Source organism: Xylanibacter rodentium (genome assembly GCF_013166575.1).
GTDB lineage: Bacteria > Bacteroidota > Bacteroidia > Bacteroidales > Bacteroidaceae > Prevotella > Prevotella rodentium.
The window spans coordinates 93843-112945 of record NZ_JABKKE010000008.1; the positions used below are offsets into that span (position 1 = coordinate 93843).

13 protein-coding genes are annotated in these 19103 nt (G+C 50.9%); 5 read left to right on the plus strand and 8 right to left on the minus strand.

The window, feature by feature from the left end; all coding sequences use genetic code 11:
• Positions 1-202: 202 nt before the first annotated feature.
• On the plus strand, positions 203-1171 hold the full coding sequence (locus HPS55_RS06325; protein WP_172174601.1) for a glycosyltransferase family 2 protein: 969 nt from the start codon (positions 203-205) through the stop codon (positions 1169-1171).
• Positions 1172-1256: 85 nt separating this feature from the next.
• Here the strand turns inward: HPS55_RS06325 and HPS55_RS06330 are convergent, their stop codons facing one another.
• On the minus strand, positions 1257-1730 hold the full coding sequence (locus HPS55_RS06330) for an Lrp/AsnC family transcriptional regulator (protein WP_172174598.1): 474 nt from the start codon (positions 1728-1730) through the stop codon (positions 1257-1259).
• A 146-nt stretch (positions 1731-1876) separates the two neighbouring features.
• Here HPS55_RS06330 and HPS55_RS06335 point away from each other — a divergent pair, with 146 nt between their 5' ends.
• Positions 1877-3175 (plus strand): O-acetylhomoserine aminocarboxypropyltransferase/cysteine synthase family protein, encoded by a 1299-nt coding sequence (locus tag HPS55_RS06335; RefSeq protein WP_172174596.1) that lies wholly within the window; start codon positions 1877-1879, stop codon positions 3173-3175.
• Positions 3176-3328: 153 nt separating this feature from the next.
• Here the strand turns inward: HPS55_RS06335 and HPS55_RS06340 are convergent, their stop codons facing one another.
• From HPS55_RS06340 to HPS55_RS06350, 3 genes are all read right to left on the minus strand, one after another.
• Positions 3329-4207: a carbohydrate kinase family protein gene (locus HPS55_RS06340; RefSeq protein ID WP_172174593.1), complete on the minus strand. Its 879-nt coding sequence runs from the start codon at positions 4205-4207 to the stop codon at positions 3329-3331.
• Positions 4208-4451: 244 nt separating this feature from the next.
• A complete protein-coding gene (locus tag HPS55_RS06345; protein ID WP_172324759.1) occupies positions 4452-5642 on the minus strand; it encodes an MFS transporter in 1191 nt (396 codons plus the stop codon).
• Positions 5643-5676: 34 nt separating this feature from the next.
• Positions 5677-7518 carry a DUF4980 domain-containing protein gene (locus HPS55_RS06350; RefSeq protein WP_172175106.1) on the minus strand — a complete coding sequence of 614 codons (1842 nt, stop codon included), beginning with the start codon at positions 7516-7518 and terminating at the stop codon, positions 5677-5679.
• Between the two features lie 474 nt (positions 7519-7992).
• Between HPS55_RS06350 and HPS55_RS06355 the strand changes: the two genes are divergently transcribed.
• Positions 7993-10761 (plus strand): hybrid sensor histidine kinase/response regulator transcription factor, encoded by a 2769-nt coding sequence (locus tag HPS55_RS06355; RefSeq protein WP_172174587.1) that lies wholly within the window; start codon positions 7993-7995, stop codon positions 10759-10761.
• A 142-nt stretch (positions 10762-10903) separates the two neighbouring features.
• On the opposite strand, the gene HPS55_RS06360 is transcribed toward HPS55_RS06355, so the two are convergent.
• Entirely contained in the window at positions 10904-12022 is a 1119-nt protein-coding gene (locus HPS55_RS06360) for an AlbA family DNA-binding domain-containing protein (protein WP_172174584.1), read from the minus strand.
• A 91-nt stretch (positions 12023-12113) separates the two neighbouring features.
• On the opposite strand from HPS55_RS06360, the gene HPS55_RS06365 reads away from it, so the two are divergent.
• Positions 12114-12833 (plus strand): hypothetical protein, encoded by a 720-nt coding sequence (locus tag HPS55_RS06365; protein WP_172174581.1) that lies wholly within the window; start codon positions 12114-12116, stop codon positions 12831-12833.
• A gap of 53 nt (positions 12834-12886) precedes the next feature.
• On the opposite strand, the gene HPS55_RS06370 is transcribed toward HPS55_RS06365, so the two are convergent.
• Together HPS55_RS06370 and HPS55_RS06375 are read right to left on the minus strand one after the other, a co-directional pair.
• Complete coding sequence (locus tag HPS55_RS06370) at positions 12887-13639, minus strand: DUF5131 family protein (RefSeq protein ID WP_172174578.1); 753 nt, start codon at positions 13637-13639, stop codon at positions 12887-12889.
• Between the two features lie 125 nt (positions 13640-13764).
• A complete protein-coding gene (locus tag HPS55_RS06375; protein ID WP_172174575.1) occupies positions 13765-15708 on the minus strand; it encodes a DEAD/DEAH box helicase in 1944 nt (647 codons plus the stop codon).
• A 441-nt stretch (positions 15709-16149) separates the two neighbouring features.
• Between HPS55_RS06375 and HPS55_RS06380 the strand changes: the two genes are divergently transcribed.
• Positions 16150-17466: an ATP-binding protein gene (locus HPS55_RS06380; RefSeq protein WP_172174572.1), complete on the plus strand. Its 1317-nt coding sequence runs from the start codon at positions 16150-16152 to the stop codon at positions 17464-17466.
• Between the two features lie 51 nt (positions 17467-17517).
• On the opposite strand, the gene HPS55_RS06385 is transcribed toward HPS55_RS06380, so the two are convergent.
• Complete coding sequence (locus HPS55_RS06385; protein WP_172174570.1) at positions 17518-18954, minus strand: right-handed parallel beta-helix repeat-containing protein; 1437 nt, start codon at positions 18952-18954, stop codon at positions 17518-17520.
• Positions 18955-19103: the final 149 nt, after the last annotated feature.

The following is a 19103-nucleotide window of genomic DNA, read 5'->3' on the forward strand; positions in this document are numbered from 1 at the left end:
CAGTTTTATTGCATCATGTTTTAAATTTTTATGTATCTTTGCGGAAAGATAGGCTGCACCCGGCAATTCAAGCGAACTTAACAGCATCCGGATTGCGCCATCTTTGCAATAAACAAACAGCATTTCGGCAACTCAGAACAAGTTGTGTTGTGTTAGGTTTCATTATCAATACGGTTCTACGTCTGTTTTTACAGCCAATGATATGATTAGATTAGCAATAGTATCGCCCTGTTACAACGAGGAAGAGATTCTCGCCACATCTACAGCAAGGCTCACCCAAATGCTCGACACTCTCGCAGTCGGGCAAAAGATAAGCCCTGACAGTTTTATTTTATATGTCAACGACGGCAGCCATGACCGTACATGGGAGATTATTGCACGTCTTCACGGTGAAAACAGATACGTAAAAGGGCTTAACCTCACACGCAACACCGGTCATCAGAACGCACTCATGGCAGGAATGATGACGGCAAAAGACATGGCGGACGCTGTGGTGACCATTGATGCCGACCTGCAGGACGACATCACAACCATACCAAAAATGATTGAAGCACACACCAAAGGCTACGACATCATATACGGTGTGAAAGTGCATCGCGCAGCCGATCCGCTGCTGAAGCGCCTCTCAGCCACGGCTTTCTATCGGTTGCAGAAGAGGATGGGCGTGGAGAGTATATACAATCATGCCGACTTCCGCCTGATGAGCCGCCGCGCACTCGACTTACTTGCCGAATACAAAGAACGAAACCTATATCTACGCGGTCTGATACCAATACTCGGACTCCCATACACCACCGTGGACGACGTGATAAACGAACGCAAGGCCGGCACATCAAAATATACACTCGGCAAGATGCTCACCCTTGCTCTCGACGGGATAACCTCGTTTTCCGTAAAACCGATATACGGCATAATCTGGCTCGGAATGATATTCATCATCATCAGTCTTGCAATAGGCATAGACGTCGCCCAGGCACTTATCACGGGAACGGCCGTGCCAGGCTGGTCGTCGCTCATACTGAGCATATGGTTCGTGGGCGGAACCGTGCTGATCTCTATCGGATTGGTAGGGGCATATATCGGAAAGATCTACAACGAGGTGAAGGGCCGTCCGCTATACAATGTAAAGGATGTGCTCGGATTGGACGAAGAAACGGCTGACGTTCAGTGACTTCAATGGCACTTGATAATATCAGGTAAATGCATTAAATCAAAGAGGACGTATCAAAATTACGGAATTGTATCAATATCATTATTCAAACCACGCCCACGCCATAGCTGTGCTTCGTCTCTTCCATCACAAAAGTACTTTCTATCGAAACGACACTCTCTATTCTGCCAAGTACATTGATAAGAAACTGCTGATATTGCTTCATGTCAAAGGAGTGTATTTTAAGCATATAGTCGAAATGTCCGGATATGTTGTAACACTCGGTCACTTCCGGTATCCTGCCGATACGCTCCGTAAAATCGTTGGCTGTTTCGGTGTTCAGTCTGCTAAGTTTTACACAGCAGAACACGACAAATCCCCTGTTCAGCTTTCCGGCATCAAGCACTGCAATATATTTCTTTATATATCCCTCGCGTTCAAGCCTTTTCCATCGTTCGAAAGTCGGCGACGGCGACAGGTGGATCTGTGCGGCAAGTTCCTTGTTGGTAATCCTGGCGTTTTGCTGTAAGGCGTCAAGTATAAGTAGGTCGGTACGGTCAAGACGTTCTGTTTCGCTCATATTTGAATGATTTTTTCAGAATAAATATATGGTTCGGACATGCAAATTTAGTGATTTATTCTGAATTTTCGCAAAGCCATTAGAATGTTTTCCCAATCAATTAACTTTGTACCGAAAATAAGTCTAACAAAAAAAGTAATGACGTTATGAATAAAGAGACACTGAGCAAACTGCATTTCGAGACTCTCCAACTACATGTAGGACAGGAAAATCCGGACCCGGCGACCGATGCGCGCGCCGTACCGATATATCAGACCACATCGTATGTATTCCGCAACTCTCAACATGCCGCCGACAGGTTCGGACTGCGCGATGCCGGCAACATATACGGCCGGCTGACCAACTCTACACAAGGCGTGCTTGAAGACCGCGTAGCCGCGCTCGAAGGCGGTGTGGCCGGACTGGCTGTTGCCAGCGGTGCGGCGGCCATCACCTACGCTCTTCAGAATGTGGCACAGGCCGGCGACCACATCATTGCAGCAAACAATATCTACGGCGGCACATACAATCTGGTGGCTCACACGCTTGCGACACAGGGCGTGACCTACTCGATAGTGGACCCGGCCGATTTCGACGCCGTAGAGGCTGCATTCAAAGACAACACAAAAGCCATTATAATAGAAACATTCGGAAACCCGAATGCAAGCGTGACCGACATCAGGAGAATATCAGACATTGCCCACCGCCACAACACCGTTGTCATTGTCGACAACACTTTCGGCACCCCCTACCTCATCAAGCCTATAGAGCACGGTGCCGACATTGTGGTGCACTCGGCCACAAAGTTCATCGGCGGCCACGGCTCGAGTCTCGGCGGAATAATAGTGGATGCCGGACATTTCGACTGGAAGGCCAATGCAGACAAGTATCCTTCATTGGCCAAGCCCGACCAGAGCTATCATGGAGCCGTGTTTGCCGACGTGGCGGGTACGGCAGCATTCGTCACCCGCATACGTGCCGTGTTGCTGCGCGACACGGGAGCAGCCATTTCCCCGTTCAACGCGTGGATACTGCTCCAAGGTCTGGAGACGCTCAGCCTGCGCGTGGAACGTCACGCCTACAACACACGCCGCATTGTCGATTTCCTCGCAAAACATCCGAAAGTGGCCCGCGTCAATCATCCCCAACTTCCGTCACATCACGACCATGCCCTGTATACAAGCCTGTTCCCCAACGGCGGCGGTTCGATATTCACATTCGAGATAAAAGGCGGTGAGAAGGAGGCATGGACATTTATCGACAATCTTGAAATTTTCTCACTGCTGGCAAATGTGGCTGATGTGAAAAGTCTCATAATCCATCCGGCCACGACTACCCACTCGCAACTCTCACCCGAAGAACTCAACGAACAGCACATCAGTCCATCGACCATCCGTCTGAGCATAGGAACCGAACATGTTGACGATCTCATCGCCGACATAAGCCATGCACTCGACAGCATCTGACAGAATTTCAGATTCTCTCTGTCAAAACAAGAACTTGAAAACGTAAGAAGTTTCCAAACTTGACTGCAAAGTAAACATAAAAGACGCGGAAATGTCTGTTGAGAACCAGATATCTCCGCGTCTTCATCATAACGAATATTTGCCACATCGGTATCAACCTGTTATTTCAGCCGGCAGCACAGGCATTGCACCCTTTTGCGTACATACGTATGCTGATGTCCTTACGGCGAGCGCATGGGCTTCGGTAACGCTCTTGCCTTTAAGAACCGATGCGATAAATGCCGCCGTAAAGCTGTCGCCCGCTCCCACTGTGTCGGCCACCTCGACTGTCGGTGTAGGCTGGAACGACACGTTGCCCGGTGTGAACACATAGCTGCCGTTGATGCCGCAGGTCAGTATGAGCATCTTCAGGTTGTATTTGCCCATCAGTATCCAGCATTTGTCCTGAAGGTCGATGCCCGGATAACCGAACATGCGGCTCACGGTGACAAGTTCCTCATCGTTTATCTTGAGGATATTGCAACGCTTCATCGAATTGCACAGTATGTCCTTGTTGTAGAATCCCTGACGCAGGTTCACGTCGAACACGATCAGCGTACCGTCATTCTTTGGCATGGCATCGATAAAGCGGCCTATCGTCTCGCGCGACACCACGTTGCGCTGTGCGAGCGAACCGAAGCACACGGCTTTGGTGCTCTTGGCTATGGTTTCGAGCGCGGTAGTGTAAGGGATATTGTCCCACGCCACGTTCTCCTTTATCTCATACTGAGGTATGCCCGCCTGATCTATTTCTACCTGCACCGTTCCCGTGGGATACGGCACCTTGTCAATCTGATGGTTAAGGCCTTTCGATGTGAAGTTGCTGATTATTTCGTTGCCGAGTGCATCGTCACCGATTGCGCTCACCACACAGCTGAGCAACCCGAACTGCGATACATGATAAGCGAAATTGGCAGGTGCACCGCCTATCTTCTTCCCTTCCGGAAGAACGTCCCAAAGGGCTTCGCCCATTCCTACTACTAAGTTGTTCATTATTGTTTTTTAGTTATTTGGTTATTTTTTTCTTATGGAGATTCTTTTAGGAGTTAAAGGAGTTATAGGAGTTATCGCGGGTAAAGCCCGCTCAGGAGTTAAAGACAAATGCTTTTTCTCTTGTTCTCTTGGGAGTTAAGGGGGGGGATGTACGGTTGCAACAGGGGTAATGTCTTTAACTCCGGAGCGACCGCAGGGAGCGATAACTCCCTCTTAACTCCTTTAACTCCTATAAACTATTCTCCTAAGAAATCTTCTTTATCCTCGTCGTATAGTACATCAGATAGGCCACCCCCACCGTCATTACGGCTACGGCACCCGCCTGACAGCCTATGGCGTCGGCGGCTAACCCCATGGCAAGCGGGAATACAGTAACGCCGAAGAGTCCCATTATCATAAGCCCCGACACTTCGTTCTTCTCTTTCGGTGAGTTCATAAGCGCCTGCGAGAATATTATGGAGAATACATTCGAGTTGCCAAAACCGATCAATCCAATTCCCACGTACAGCATAGTGAGCGTGTCACACACGAAAAGAATCAACATTCCGGCAAACATCATGACGACACTGACGCCGAAGAAGAGCCGCGGTGACATCCGGCGCAGGATAAAAGCACCGAGAAAACAGCCCGCCGTACGGAAGATGAAATACACACTCGTGGCAAAACCGGCTTCTTCAAGCGGCAACGCGAGCCGTTCCATGACAATCTTCGGTGCCGTGGTATTGGTACCCACGTCGATGCCCACATGGCACATAATGCCGAGGAAGCACAGGAAGATGAACGAACGGCCCAGCAGACGGATACACTCGCCAACGCCCGATGCCTTGTCGGGACGCTCCTCCTCAATGGGAGTGGCTGCGAGCATGACTACCGACAGGAAACTGACGATGGCGTAGATTACGAACAGGCCTTTCCATCCCAATCCGAATGTAGGCATGGCACTCGTGGCTCCCCATGCCGCTATCAGCGGGGCGAGGAACGAGGCTATCGCCTTGACAAACTGCCCGAAGGTGAGCGTCGATGCCAGCTTGCTTTCGCTGATAAGGTTGGTCACCAACGGATTGAGCGATGTCTGCATGATGGCATTGCCTATGCCGAGCAGCGAAAACGAAAGCAGCATCACCATGTAACCGTCGCCGAAAACGGGCACAACGAGCGACGCTGCCGTCACTACGAGACTTATCAGCACTGTGTTCTTGCGCCCTATACGGTTCATCAGCATTCCGGTGGGCACCGAGAATATGAGGAACCAGAAGAATACGAGCGACGGAAACAGGTTGGCCTGTGAATCGGTAAGAGCAAGATCCTTCTGCACGTAGTTTGATGCCGTGCCGACAAGGTCAACAAAGCCCATAGCGAAGAAACAAAGCATCACCGGCAGTATCTGCATGATAAAGTCACGGCGGGTGTTTACAAGTGACTGTGTATTACTCATTACTATAGTTTTTTATATTGTTTCTTTGTTGCGTTCATTTCGTCTCCTTTATCTCATAGATGTTCAGGCTTGTGATCTGCGCCACCCTGTCTGAAGATACCGTCAGAGAGGTATACGGAGTACGGGGGAACACGAGGTTGGTCATAGCGAAGCGGCCGTCTTTACCGAACACTTCGATGCTCGAACGGTCAACGAATATCCTAAGCCCCAGTTTACCGTCAGCCGTAAATGTGGGAGCAGTGGTCACAGCGGGAAAATCCTGACTGAAGTCAGTGATGCCGCTCTCACGGCGGTCGAATGACAACGTGCCATTGGCCGCGTCGTACGTCATCACAACCTTCTCGCCTTTGTCGTTACCCAGTGTCAGTATCATGTTTCCACCCCGGCGCGATGCCGCGTCGAGCGTTATCTCGCATAATTCGGGCAGTGCGAACCGTTTTGCCTTACGGCCGGCCGACATCTTCGACACATGCTTTACCACCTTGCCACGCAGAGCGTCCACCTCGGGCGACGGCACTGTAGAGGCATATATCCTGCCATCACCGGCCTTGAACAGTCCCACCTCGCGCGGCAGAGTGTTGGCGCTGCGGAACTGCTGCGTAGGCACCTCGGCTGCATACTGCCAGTTGCTCATCCATCCTATCACCGTGCGACGACCGTCGGGAGCGTTGCTCCAACTCACCGTAGCATAGTGGTCCTTGCCGTAGTCCATCCATTTGGTGGGCACACTACCGTCGGCATCCCTGTCGGGTGTGAATGTCTTGCCATCGAAGTCGCCTATAAAATACTGTGTGGCGCTGCCACCGAACGGGCCTCCGGGGTTAATGCTGCATATCAGCATCCACTTCTCCTCGCCACTGCCATCCACCTTCAGTTTGAACAGGTCGGGGCATTCCCACACACCGTCCTGACAGCCCAGTCCCTTACCGAAGGAGCTCTGCAGCGTCCAGCGCTTCAGGTCGGGCGATGTGAAGAACAGCATCTCATGATCGAGAGCATGCGCCAAAGCAAGATTCCACTCGCCTGTGGCCTCGTTCCAAAACATATTCGGGTCGCGGGCCTCGCTCTCGAGCGTGATTACGGGATTGTATGGATATGTGGCAAACGTAATGCCACCGTCCGTACTCAACGCCACGCTCTGCATCTGGCTCACATCAGCCGAAGTATACATGGCCACCACAGCATTCTCTCCGAATCCGGCTGTGTTGGCCTTGTCCACGACACAGCTGCCGCTGAATATCATTCCGAGTCCGTCGGGCTTTACGGCCACAGGCTTATGCTCCCAATTTACGAGATCGGCCGATTCGGAATGTCCCCACGACAGGTTCTGCCATTTCGAACCATAAGGGTTGTACTGGTAATAGAGATGCCACTTGCCGTCTTTGTAGAACATTCCGTTGGGGTCGTTCATCCAGCCGTAAAGCGGTGTATGGTGATAGGCAGGACGGTATTTCTCGCGATTGGCGGTGTCGAAAGCGTCCACCAGCCTAATGCCTTTCCAGCATGCGTCATCTTTAGCCTCGCGCACAGAGCTGCGGCCTTGCGATGTGACAATGTCGAGAATAACGTTCTTGCCTTTGTAGGGCGACAAGTTGTAAGGAACGGAATAGTCAATCTTCGATTTTGCCAGACGCACACGTATTGTCTCGACAACATTTCCGTCAACAAGCACATTGATACGTGCATCGTCGTTTGCCTCCTGAACCGGAAGAAGCAAATACTTGCCCTCACCCGTCACACGTACCAGTGTGTTGCTTACTCCGAGATGGTCCACCTCCACGCCCGTAGCCTTGTCGGCAACCGGCTGCGTTGACACTTGTGACACCGCCGTTAACGTCTGTGCAGATGTTGTGGCTGTCTGTGCCGATACCGTCATTGCCTGATACAACAACGCGGTTCCCATCATCATCATCGATTTTAAGTTTTTAGTTATATTTCTCATCGTTATATTGTTTTGATATTCGTCTTCAAAGTACCTGAAACAATCTTCCTTACCTCAAAAAGGTTCTACCTATTTTACTTATTTACTAACTAACTTTACTACTGCTCTGCCATTCTCTAATCACCTCTTTAATCCTTGTCATTGGCTGCCGACTTTCATATAATCATCTTTTCTTACCCATCATTATTTCCTTCAGGTGCCGGTCTGCTCCCGATATACCCTCCTTAGGGAGGATTACAGGGGGATACGTTTCTTCACTTGCAAAATTACTATAATACACAGACACACAGTGCCAAATATAGTGCATTAGCTATCAAAAATGTTGCATAGCCCGATTTTTAATACCTTATGCACTGTTTTTCATCGGATTATAACTAAATTTGCAATACGATATTGACAACCAACCCGATGAACAGAATATTATCATACATCATGTTATTGTCCGTTATTGTTGCCGTAACCGGCTGCAAAGCCGACAAAGTCTACAAAATAGGTGTGTCGCAATGCAGTCAGGACGACTGGCGTGCCAAAATGAACGACGAGATAAACCGTGAGATAATGTTCCACGAAAACGCCGTCGTGGAAATACGTTCGGCCGACGACGACAACGCCCGACAGATAGAAGACATAAAATATTTCGCCGACAACAAGTTTGACATCATCATTGTCTCTCCCAACGAGGCCGCAGCCCTCACGCCAATTATAAGGAAAGTGTACGAAAGCGGCACCCCCGTCATTATATTCGACCGCAACATCATCGGCGACACCTACACCGCACGCATCGGCGTCGACGACGAAGGCATAGGCCGCTCGGCCGCCCACTATGCTACCCATCTGCTCGGCAAAGGCACCACAGCCATCGAAATTTACGGACTGCGCGGCTCGACGCCCGCAGATGGGCGCCACAACGGATTTGCAAAGGAATACGAAAACGAGGGCGGACGCCTGCTGGCCAGTGTGCCGGCCAACTGGAACAAGGAAGACGCCATACCCGTGACCGACTCACTGCTGAAACTCTACCCCGACATCGACCTCATCTTTGCCCACAACGACCGTATGGCCATAGGAGCTTCCGAGGTGGCACGCCGTCACGGCCGACGCGACATAAGGGTTATAGGCATCGACGCCGCGCCCGAGATTGGCATACAGGCCGTGGCCGACAGCGTGATAGACGCCACTTTCCTCTACCCCACCGAGGGTCACCGCCTCATACAGACAGCACTTGCCATACTCAAAGGGCAGCCCTATCGCCGCGAAACGCTAATACCGGCATCGTCGGCCGTCGATCTGACCAATGCCGACATCCTGTTGCTGCAAAACGAGACGCTGAAGCAGGAGACGGGCAAGATGCGGCTTCTCAAGGCACAGATAGACGACTATTGGGCCAAGCACTCCGCACAGACATCGCTATTCTATGCCAGCATAGCCATCATCGTGCTGCTCTTCGGAGTGGGATTCCTGCTTCTCAGGGTCTACTGGCAGCGCAACAGACACCGCAAGACACTCATTCAACAGAACCGGCTGCTCGAGCAGGAGCGCGACAAGCAGAAGCAGCTGAACGAGCAGCTTGAAGCCGCCACACAATCGAAACTGATGTTCTTCACCAATGTGTCACACGATCTGCGCACCCCGCTCACCCTCATAGCCGAGCCGGTGGCGCAGCTCGCACAGGCCGCTAACCTCACACCGCGACAGCAGACGCTCATGAAGATAGCCGACAAGAATGTGAGGATATTGAAACGTCTTATCAACCAGATACTTGATTTCCGCAAGTACGAGAACGGCAAGCTCGACTTAAGGCTCACCGAGATTGACTTCGACCGCGCCACACGCGACTGGATGGAGTCGTTCTACACCATTGCCGCCAAGCGCGATATACACCTTACGCTCGCCGTACCGGCCGACGGCACGAACGACAACAGCACCGGCAACACCACCGGCCGCAAACCGCCACGCGTAGCCATTGACACCGAGAAGATAGAGCGCGTGTTCTTCAACCTGCTGTCCAACGCCTTCAAGTTCACCCCGGACAACGGCACCATCACTGTGAGCTACCACACCGACGGCACCACACTCACATTCGGCATAAAGGACACCGGCGAAGGTATCAGCAGCCGCAACCTCGGCAACATCTTCGACCGCTTCTATCAGGCCGACCGCGTGCATCCCCAAGGCTCTGGAATAGGGCTTTCGCTTGCCAAGGCGTTCGTCGAGCTACATGGCGGCACGATATCCGTGGACAGCACGCCAGGCAAAGGTTCGGAGTTTACCGTGACGCTGCCCGTCACCCATGTGACCGACAATACCGTCATAGAGCCAAAGAACATTGACGACAAGGAGGTGAAAGCCGAACTCGACGACATAGACACCGCGATGACTTTTGATGACGACAAACCGTTGCTGCTCATCATCGACGACAACACCGACATACAGAAACTTGTGGGCGAATTGCTCGCCAACGACTACAACATAATCACTGCCGCCAACGGCCGTCAGGGATGCCGCATGGCCGCGAGATACGTGCCCGATATAATCATCTGCGACATGATGATGCCGGTGATGGACGGTCTGGAATGCTGCCGCTTCATCAAGAACGAGGTGTCAACATCCCACATCCCCGTGCTCATGCTCACTGCCTGCTCCATGGACGAACAGCGTGTTCAGGGATACGACAACGGTGCCGACGGATATCTCTCGAAACCCTTCAATACCGAAGTTCTCAAGTCGCGCTGCGCCGCGCTCATAGCCAACCGCAAGCGCATCATCCGGCTGTACAGCACGACCGTCACCCCGCCCGAAAAGCCGTCAGCCGGTGCAGCCCCAGCCCGACAGCTGCCCACCGGTGACATCGACAACGAGTTCTACAACCGTTTCATCGACATATTCAACAGGGAAATGGGCAACTCCGACTTGAATGTCGACACTCTTGCATCGATGATGGGACTGGAGCGCTCGCAGTTCTACCGCAAGATAAAGGCGCTCACCAACTATGCACCAGTGGAACTGATACGCCGCTTGCGTCTGCAACACGGCCGCCATCTGCTCACCACCACCGAAAAGACAATCAGCGAGATAGCCTACGAAACAGGATTCTCAACTCCCGCCTATTTCACAAAATGCTACCGCGATGCCTATGGGGAGACACCCACCGAGGTGAGGAACAAGTTGAAGGGGTAGGAGGCCAGGCCCCCTATAATCCCCCAAAGGGGGATATTGAGCACGCAGGATAAACTGGCATACAGCTTCGTGTTGTGACACGAGAGCGTTGCAATATACAAATATTGTGCGTGGTAGGGGCTGTTTCGCGGTTTGGTATACTCTAAGATTTACGGATTCGATATTTTTGCCTTGGATGATGAGGAACATCATGCATCTTTTCCAAAAAATCAGTCATTAAAGGTATTACATGGTTCTTTACGTACGTTACATTCCTTCCTATTAGTTCTGCAATCTGTTCTGCCGTCACCCAATCGGCACAAACCTCTGTTACTTTCTCCTTTAACTGCTCTTTTGAATATCTTTTGGGAAGAGCAACATTGGAGGCTTGAAGAGCAACATTAGCACCATAAAACGCCTCTCTGACAGCGACATGTGCAGTAGTCTCTGCTTTTCTCTGTCCATCTTCAAGAATGAATGGTTTGGGCAGGAAATTTTGAAGAATAGGCAATAAGCGACTATAAAACTGAAACAGATTTGATTCCCAGTTTCCATCGGGACAAATACGGTTTACCCATCTGTCCTTAGGATCTTGTATTTCTTGATAATCAGGAAAGAAATTCGGATTTTCGTCCATGATGGCACTATACGTTCCAAACATCAGCAAACCGGCATAGGTCAGTCCGTACTCGCCACTCTTTCTGTCTTTTCTGAATACATTGATCTTTTCCAGAAACTTGTCTTCAGGCAAACTGTTCCAAACATGGTCAGGATTCCATTGTTCAAAACGTCTGCGATATTGTTTTATAGAACTATGGTCCAAATCCTCCTTGCTGAAGTTTTTCAATATCCGGCCGTCAACAGGGCTGGCAAGATTGGCATCGGCAAACATGCTGTTCACTTCTTCACGCGAACAATGATAATCCCCGTCAATGTCACGGCGGAAAGTTCCGGTATAAGGGTCAAGCCCCACATATACCGGTCGTAATGCACGGTCGATACGAGGAATATAAAATAACAGAAAATGGGTTCCACCATATTCCACATCATGCACAAGGTCTTCTGTAATCAAAGCGATGTTTACATTCTGTTTGCTGTGTATAGCGTTGAAAAAATCACGTTTATATTTTGCAATCTGGTCAGGATTCAGACCGTCGAGTAAAAGCACATCATCTTTTTCCTTTATTCCAAATACTATAGCCCCTCCATTGGTATTGGCAAAAGAAGAATACGTCTCCCAAAATGAATGTGGGAAACCGCCTGCGGCAGTCTTGAATTTCACAAACAACAAGCCTTTAAAAAATATAAGATAGTTTGGCCGGTAAAAAAAGAAGAAGTATATTTGCAATCGGCAACAATATCGGACAAATATAATGAAAAAAGAAACACAAGAGTATCAAGTTATAGAAGCATTGAGGAATGAGGGTGGATTTGCAACACTTCGCAGACTCAATGAAATAATGGATTTCACGTCTTGGAAAACGAAAACTCCGGAAGCAACCGTAAGAAGAATAGTTCAGGTCAGCAAAGAAATATTCCGTATACAACCTGGTTTGTGGGCTTTGGAAAAAGAGCGTGACAAAGTTTTGCAAAAGTTTGATCTGAAGGTAGGAAACCGACAAAGCGAGGAACGATTCAGTCATGGATACTATCAGGGGATGCTGGTTGAAATCGGAAAGTACAATAAAAAGGAAACTTATGTTCCTGCACAGGACAAGAACAGGATATTTCTTGACAAGCATTTAGGAGACATCACTGATACTGTAACATTGCCTCCATTTACATACGAAAGCCTGTTGAGAAAAGCAAGGACAATAGATGTTATATGGTTTAATGACCGCAGAATGCCCACTGATTTATACGAAGTGGAACATACTACCGATATTAAGAATTCACTTTCCAAGTTTTATGAATTGCAGGATTTCTATGCAAAGTTTTACATCGTGGCGGATAAAAGTCGTGAAAATGAGTTTCTTGATAAATTGAATGCTTCTATATTCAATGCAATATCCAAGAGGGTACGTTTTTTAAAATATGAACAAATTGTAAATGTATATGAAGGATTAACCAAGGCTAATACAATGAAATGGTAATATCGTCAACGTTACAGTTGTTATTTCAATCAGACAAGAGAAACTGATGTAGGCTATTTAAGATGTGGTTTCTCCAGGTTTATCCCCGCCCTTCTTGCCTGTGAGTGTTGCATACTGCGTGGAACACGGTATGCTCTTCCGTCCTTTATAAATATGGCACCGGTTTGTTTGAACCAGAAACCAATGCCGTTTTCAGCGCATACTTCACGTATGTCGAGAATCCATTCGAAGTGGCAAGGACGCGCATAACGCCCCGATTCTCCTCCGGCAACCACCTGCTCTATGCAGCCGGCGGTTATATACTGACGTAGATTGACATGCCCGAGTAGCGGCTCGCATATTATTGTCTTGTGTTTTATAGGAGCGGAAAGGTATATAGGCAAGCGCAGGTCGGCCATGGCCTGATTCTCCACCGTACAGCAGACGGTGACATTTTCATAACCGTCTGCCCAGTCATCAGGCAGACATGCGGCAAATCTGTCTATGCGTTTTGTTATCATAAGAAAGCGCAGGTCTTGCCGTTCGCGTATCATTGCCCATGCCTCCTGCCTCCATATGTCGGCATCTTCGACGAAGAAATCTGACGTGAAGCAGGTGTATACCATTGTGCCCGGTGCAATCTTCCAACTTCCGTCACGTCTCCGTCTCACAGGCAAGTCGAAACTTCCTGTACGTGTCACCACTGTTGTGTCTACATCGCGGCCGGCATCAGCACGGTATACATAGCAGTTGGCACAGCCCGGACTCAACTTGTGGCAGCCGTGCCAGAGATTCCACAATACGGAATTTTTCTCTATGCCGTTCATAATTGGGTATTCTACTCTTGGACGTTTTTTCTTCAGGAGTTTTCTTCTGTGAATTAAAGGAGTCAAGCGAACGATGTCTTCCACTTGACTCCTTTAATTCTCCAAGGTCCCCTAAAGAAAAAAAACTATTTCTTCTTAGGCTTTCGGCGTGCCCACCCTTCTTCAGCGAAGTCGGGCTCCTCCCCTATCAGCTGTATGTCGTGTCCTTGGAAGAACTGGCGCCAGTCGTCCTGACGGCCGCTCTCCATGCGCACCTCGCCGCGCTGTCCGCGCTTGCCTTTGCCTTTCTCCTTGCCTTTTTCCTTGGTCTGACGCTCCGAATAGCCCTTGCCGCTGCGGTCAAAGCTCTCGCCGCGGACACCGCGCTCACGTTGACTGCGGCCTTTGCGCTCGCCGCGTTCAGCCGAAGTGCGCTCTCCACGTGGCGTCTCTGCATCGTTACAACGCACCTCGCGCCCTTTATACCACGTTCCGTCAAGCGCCTTCATCACCTTTTGGGCATCGCGTTCGGGCACCTCTATGTATGAGAACTTGCTCAGCAGGTCTATATGCCCAATGTCCTGACGGCCCTGTACATGCTTGTTGACATACTGCATCACTTCACCCGGATAGAAACCGTCGGCCTTTCCCAGATTGATAAACAGGCGTTTGTAGCCCTTCTCTGCCTTGCGGTTGCCGCCTGTACGTCCGCGGCTGTTGCCGCCACGCTCCGAACTGCGCTCGCTACGGCCTTTTTTCTCCGGCAGCACGTCAATCTCAGGTGCGTCGGCATAATAAGCAAGGAAGCGCCCGAAAGCCTGGCTTACAATCTTCTTTATCACGTCCTCCTTGTCTATGAACTCGAAATGGCGGTTTATTTCTTCCATAAAGGGGGCTATCTGCTCGTCGTCAACGTCCACCTTTACTATCTCGTCCATCACCTTGTACAGCTGCTTGGTGCATATCTCCTGCGGCGAGGGAATCTTGCCGGCCACAAACTCCTTGCCGATAATCTTCTCTACCTCGCGTATCTTATGGCGCTCGCGGGTGTGGACGATGGCTATCGACGTGCCCTTCTTGCCGGCCCGGCCCGTACGTCCGCTGCGATGGGTGTACGATTCTGTGTCGTCGGGCATGCCGAAGTTGATTACATGTGTCAGGTCGTTGACGTCAAGACCGCGCGCAGCCACATCTGTTGCCACGAGCAGCTGGGTCATATGCTGGCGGAACTTCTGCATGGTCAGATCACGCTGCTGCTGCGAGAGGTCGCCGTGAAGCGACTCAGCGTTGTATCCGTCGCGTATCAGCTTGTCGGCAATATCCTGTGTCTCAAGTTTGGTGCGGCAGAATATTATGGCGAATATCCTCGGATAATAGTCGACGATGCGCTTCAGGGCCAGATACTTGTCCTTGGCATTGACCATATAATATACGTGGTTTACGTTTTCGGCACCCTCGTTGCGGCTTCCCACCACTATCTCCTTGTGGTCGTGCAGATACGACTTGGCTATCTTCTCTATCTCTTTGCTCATCGTGGCCGAGAAAAGCAGCGTGTTGCGCTCTTCGGGCACCCCCTCGAATATCTCGTTGATGCTCTCTGTAAATCCCATGTTGAGCATCTCGTCAGCCTCGTCGAGCACCACGTTCTGCACCGAGTCGAGCACGGCCTTGCCGCGGTGCATCAAGTCGATGAGACGTCCCGGCGTGGCTACGATTATCTGCGCTCCGTGGCGCAGCGAGCGTATCTGCGTATCTATCGAAGCGCCTCCATATACAGCCACTATGTTGATACCTTTCATGTGCTTTGAGAAGTCCTTAAGGTCGTCGGCTATCTGCAGGCACAACTCGCGTGTAGGACTGAGCACAAGTGCCTGCGTCTCTTTCCTCTCCGGGTCAATGCGCTGCAACACGGGAATGCCGAATGCGGCCGTCTTGCCCGTGCCGGTCTGTGCCAGCGCGATCACATCGTTACGGTTACCAAGCAGATAAGGGATTACTTCTTCCTGAACTGGCATCGGATGTTCAAATCCGAGCTCCTCAATGGCGCGGCGAATCTCTTCGCTTACGCCCAATTCTTCAAATGTCTTCAAATCAAATGTCTTATATAAAAAATATCCGTAGTCCCCGACCTGTCTTTCCCTACCAGCCATGTGAAAGCTCCCGTTCAGGGTTTACGCGGTGCAAAGGTAGTGAAAATAAATGAGTTAACTGCCGGTTGGGCCGTATAATTACATAACATGCGGATAAAAATACTTGTACGGCACCACAAGAATACCACAAAAAGACAGCCTGAAGATGCAGAAAAAGCTACGGACTATGTAAAATAACGCAGTTGCAATACCCCAAAATACGTAAAATAACGCAATCTTAACGACTGAAATATGTAAAATAACGCAGTCATAATACTCCAAAATATGTGAAATAACGCAATCTTAATGCACAAAACTTGCAAAATATCGCGTTTTTACGAATGATTTACTTATCTTTGCGGCATAAAGACAAGCATAATACAAATCTTAATACCTACTTTTATGGCAAGGCAGAAACAACCGGAATTCATTGACAAGCGCACTCTTGAGATGATTCTCACCGACCAGCAGGAAGAACTGGAGGCACGCCGCAAAGACCCGCTGTGCCACCGCGGCGAGGAAAAGCTCATCGACCTGACCAGCCCGCAGGCACAAGTAGTGACGGGAGTGCGCCGCAGCGGCAAGTCCACGCTTTGCTTTCAGGCGCTCGAAAACGCATCGGCGAGATATGCATACGCCGATTTCGACGACGAGCGCATGAGCGGCATGCAGGCCGCACAGCTCAACGATGTGCTTGAAGTGATGTACAAGGTGTACGGCGACTTCGAATACATATTCCTCGACGAGATACAGAACATCGAGGGATGGCACCTTTTTGTCAACCGTATGCTGCGCAAGAGAATGCACGTAGTCATAACCGGCTCCAACGCAAAACTGCTCAGCACCGAACTGGCCACTCACCTGTCGGGCCGCGCCAAAGAGATAAACCTCTACCCGTTCTCGTTTGCCGAATACTGCGCCATGAAAGGAGTAGACACCGGCCGCAAAACCACCAAGGCCGAAGGCTTGCGGCGGGCGGCCTTTGACGAGTATATAAAGGACGGCGGCTTTCCCGAACTGCTCGCCATAGGCGACAAGCGCACCTACATCACCGACCTTGTGAACAACATTCTGCAAAGAGACATCGAACAGCGCCACAACATTATATATAAGGAATCGTTCGAACAGATGGCCCACCATCTGCTCAACATCTCGCCGGCAACCGTTGTCACCACCGACCTCGCGCAGACATTCCACATCAAGTCCGAGCATACCGTAAAGAACTACATATCGTATCTCAAGCAGGCTTTCCTGCTCGCAGGCATAAAAAAATACGCACCCAAAAGCAAGGTACGCATCACACAAGAGAAAGTTTACGCCATAGACGTGGCCATGATGAACAGGCGGGAGAACGCCTTTGCCGGAGAAAACCTCGGATGGAGGCTCGAAACGGTGGTGCTTGTGCAACTGTTACGACGCTGCAAGACCAACGGATGGGACCTGTACTATATGAACGAGCGTTCGGGCGAGTGCGACTTTCTGGTGTGCAACGGCAACACCGTGCTGCAAGCCATACAGGTGTCCTACGACATATCGGCCGAAAAGACACGCAAGCGCGAAATCAACGGTCTGCTCATGGCCCACAAACGCACCGGATGCACCGACCTGCTGCTGCTCACCGACCATGAATACAGTGACATAGAGCACAACGGACTGCACATCGCCATACGCCCCGTTTACGAATGGAGCAACTGTTACCGAATGAAGAATGAAGAGTGAAGAATGAAGAATCTGCTGCCGCTGTTGCCGTGAAAGATGCTTCTGGCAGAACTATCTTCCTATATACTTCCTCCCCTCCACCACTCTCAGGCCGTGTGTGCCGGCCGTGGCGGGTATACCGCGCAGGTCGTACGCCCGCTTGGAGGAGCGAGGGCGCTTGTCGGTCGCCACGCGGCGGATGCCGTTAGTGATGTCATCGTGGTCAAACTGCCAGCCGGCCATCATGCCGTAAGCCGCAGACGACGGTTTCAGACGGAGGAACGAGATGTCGGGCAGCGAACCGTCGGCCTTGCGCTCGCGCAGCAGTTCGGAGCCGTCGAGGCTCTCGAAGTCAGTGGGACGCAGCGGCACGGCGGGCAGAAACGTGTTGTCCGTCAACGTGCATCGCTCCACGTCAATGGTGCCGTAGTCGCCGCGTCTGCCGCTGTACGACACGTTGCGCGTGAGCACATGGTCATAGCCGTCCACGTCGACAGCCTCGTCCCAAGCCTTGCGGTTCACCATATAGAAGTTGTACTTGTTCTGATAAGCCGAATTGTTGTGCCAGTCATTGCCGCCAAGATGATGGTTGGCGTAGAATCCGTTGGCTTTGTTGGCCCAGCAGATGCTGTTTCTGATTACGTTACGCGGTGCGTCCACGTCAGCTTTCATCGTGCCCATGCCGTATCCGCCGGCCTTGATGCCCGTGCCGTCGCCCCGCGATACGCGATTGGCGTCATATCCGTTTTCCCACGCCCAACAGCTGTCCACCACAACCGGTGCAAGATTCGATATCAGGTCTATGCCGTCGTCACTGTTGCGCCATGCCCGGCATCCACGAATCACGTTGCCCGTGTATGACGCCTTGTTGAGATGGAATCCGAATCCGTCGCAGTTGCCGCCCTTTCCGTTCTCCGACACAGGGTCGTAGTTGTTGTAAGCGTCGCAGTTGAGCACCAGATTGTTGCTGCCCCGGGTGAAATATATGCCTATGCCCATACCGTCGTGTATGTTGACACGCTCTATGATACAGTTGCTCCCGCCGCGCATGCTTATGTTCTCGCTCTGGGTGTGGCCCGTTATGGTCACCTGTATGCCCGTGATGTCAAAGTCGCGCAGCCTCCAATAGTCACCCTTGACATAGAATCCGCTGACGCGCTTGCCCTCCGGCCTTATGCCACTAAGGTCTATCACTGCTTTCTCTCCGGGATATCCGGCTATAGTGATGGGCCGGGCTGCAGTGCCACTGCGCGTGAGATTGTACACACAGGCGTACAGCCCGCCCTCCTGCCAACCCATTATCTCGTCCTCGGCAGGCCGGTATGTTCCGCCTCGCAGATATATAATGTCGCCGGCCACGGCTTTCTCCACGGCCTTGCGCAGCGTTGCCAGCGGTTTGTCGGCACTGCCGGTGCCGGTGTCGCTGCCCGAGGGCGACACATAGTAGTCGCGTGCCGAAACGGCCATGGCCGCAACGAGAGCCATAAATGACAATACAAGTCTGTTCATGATATGTATGGATATGAAATGTTTTTGAAGATCAGTCTTTATTCTGCAAATATAATATGTAAAGATGTAACAAAGAAACAAATTGAATAGAAAAATACGAAACAAGTTTACTTTAACGTATGTTAAATAGGGTCGGAACCCTCGTTTGT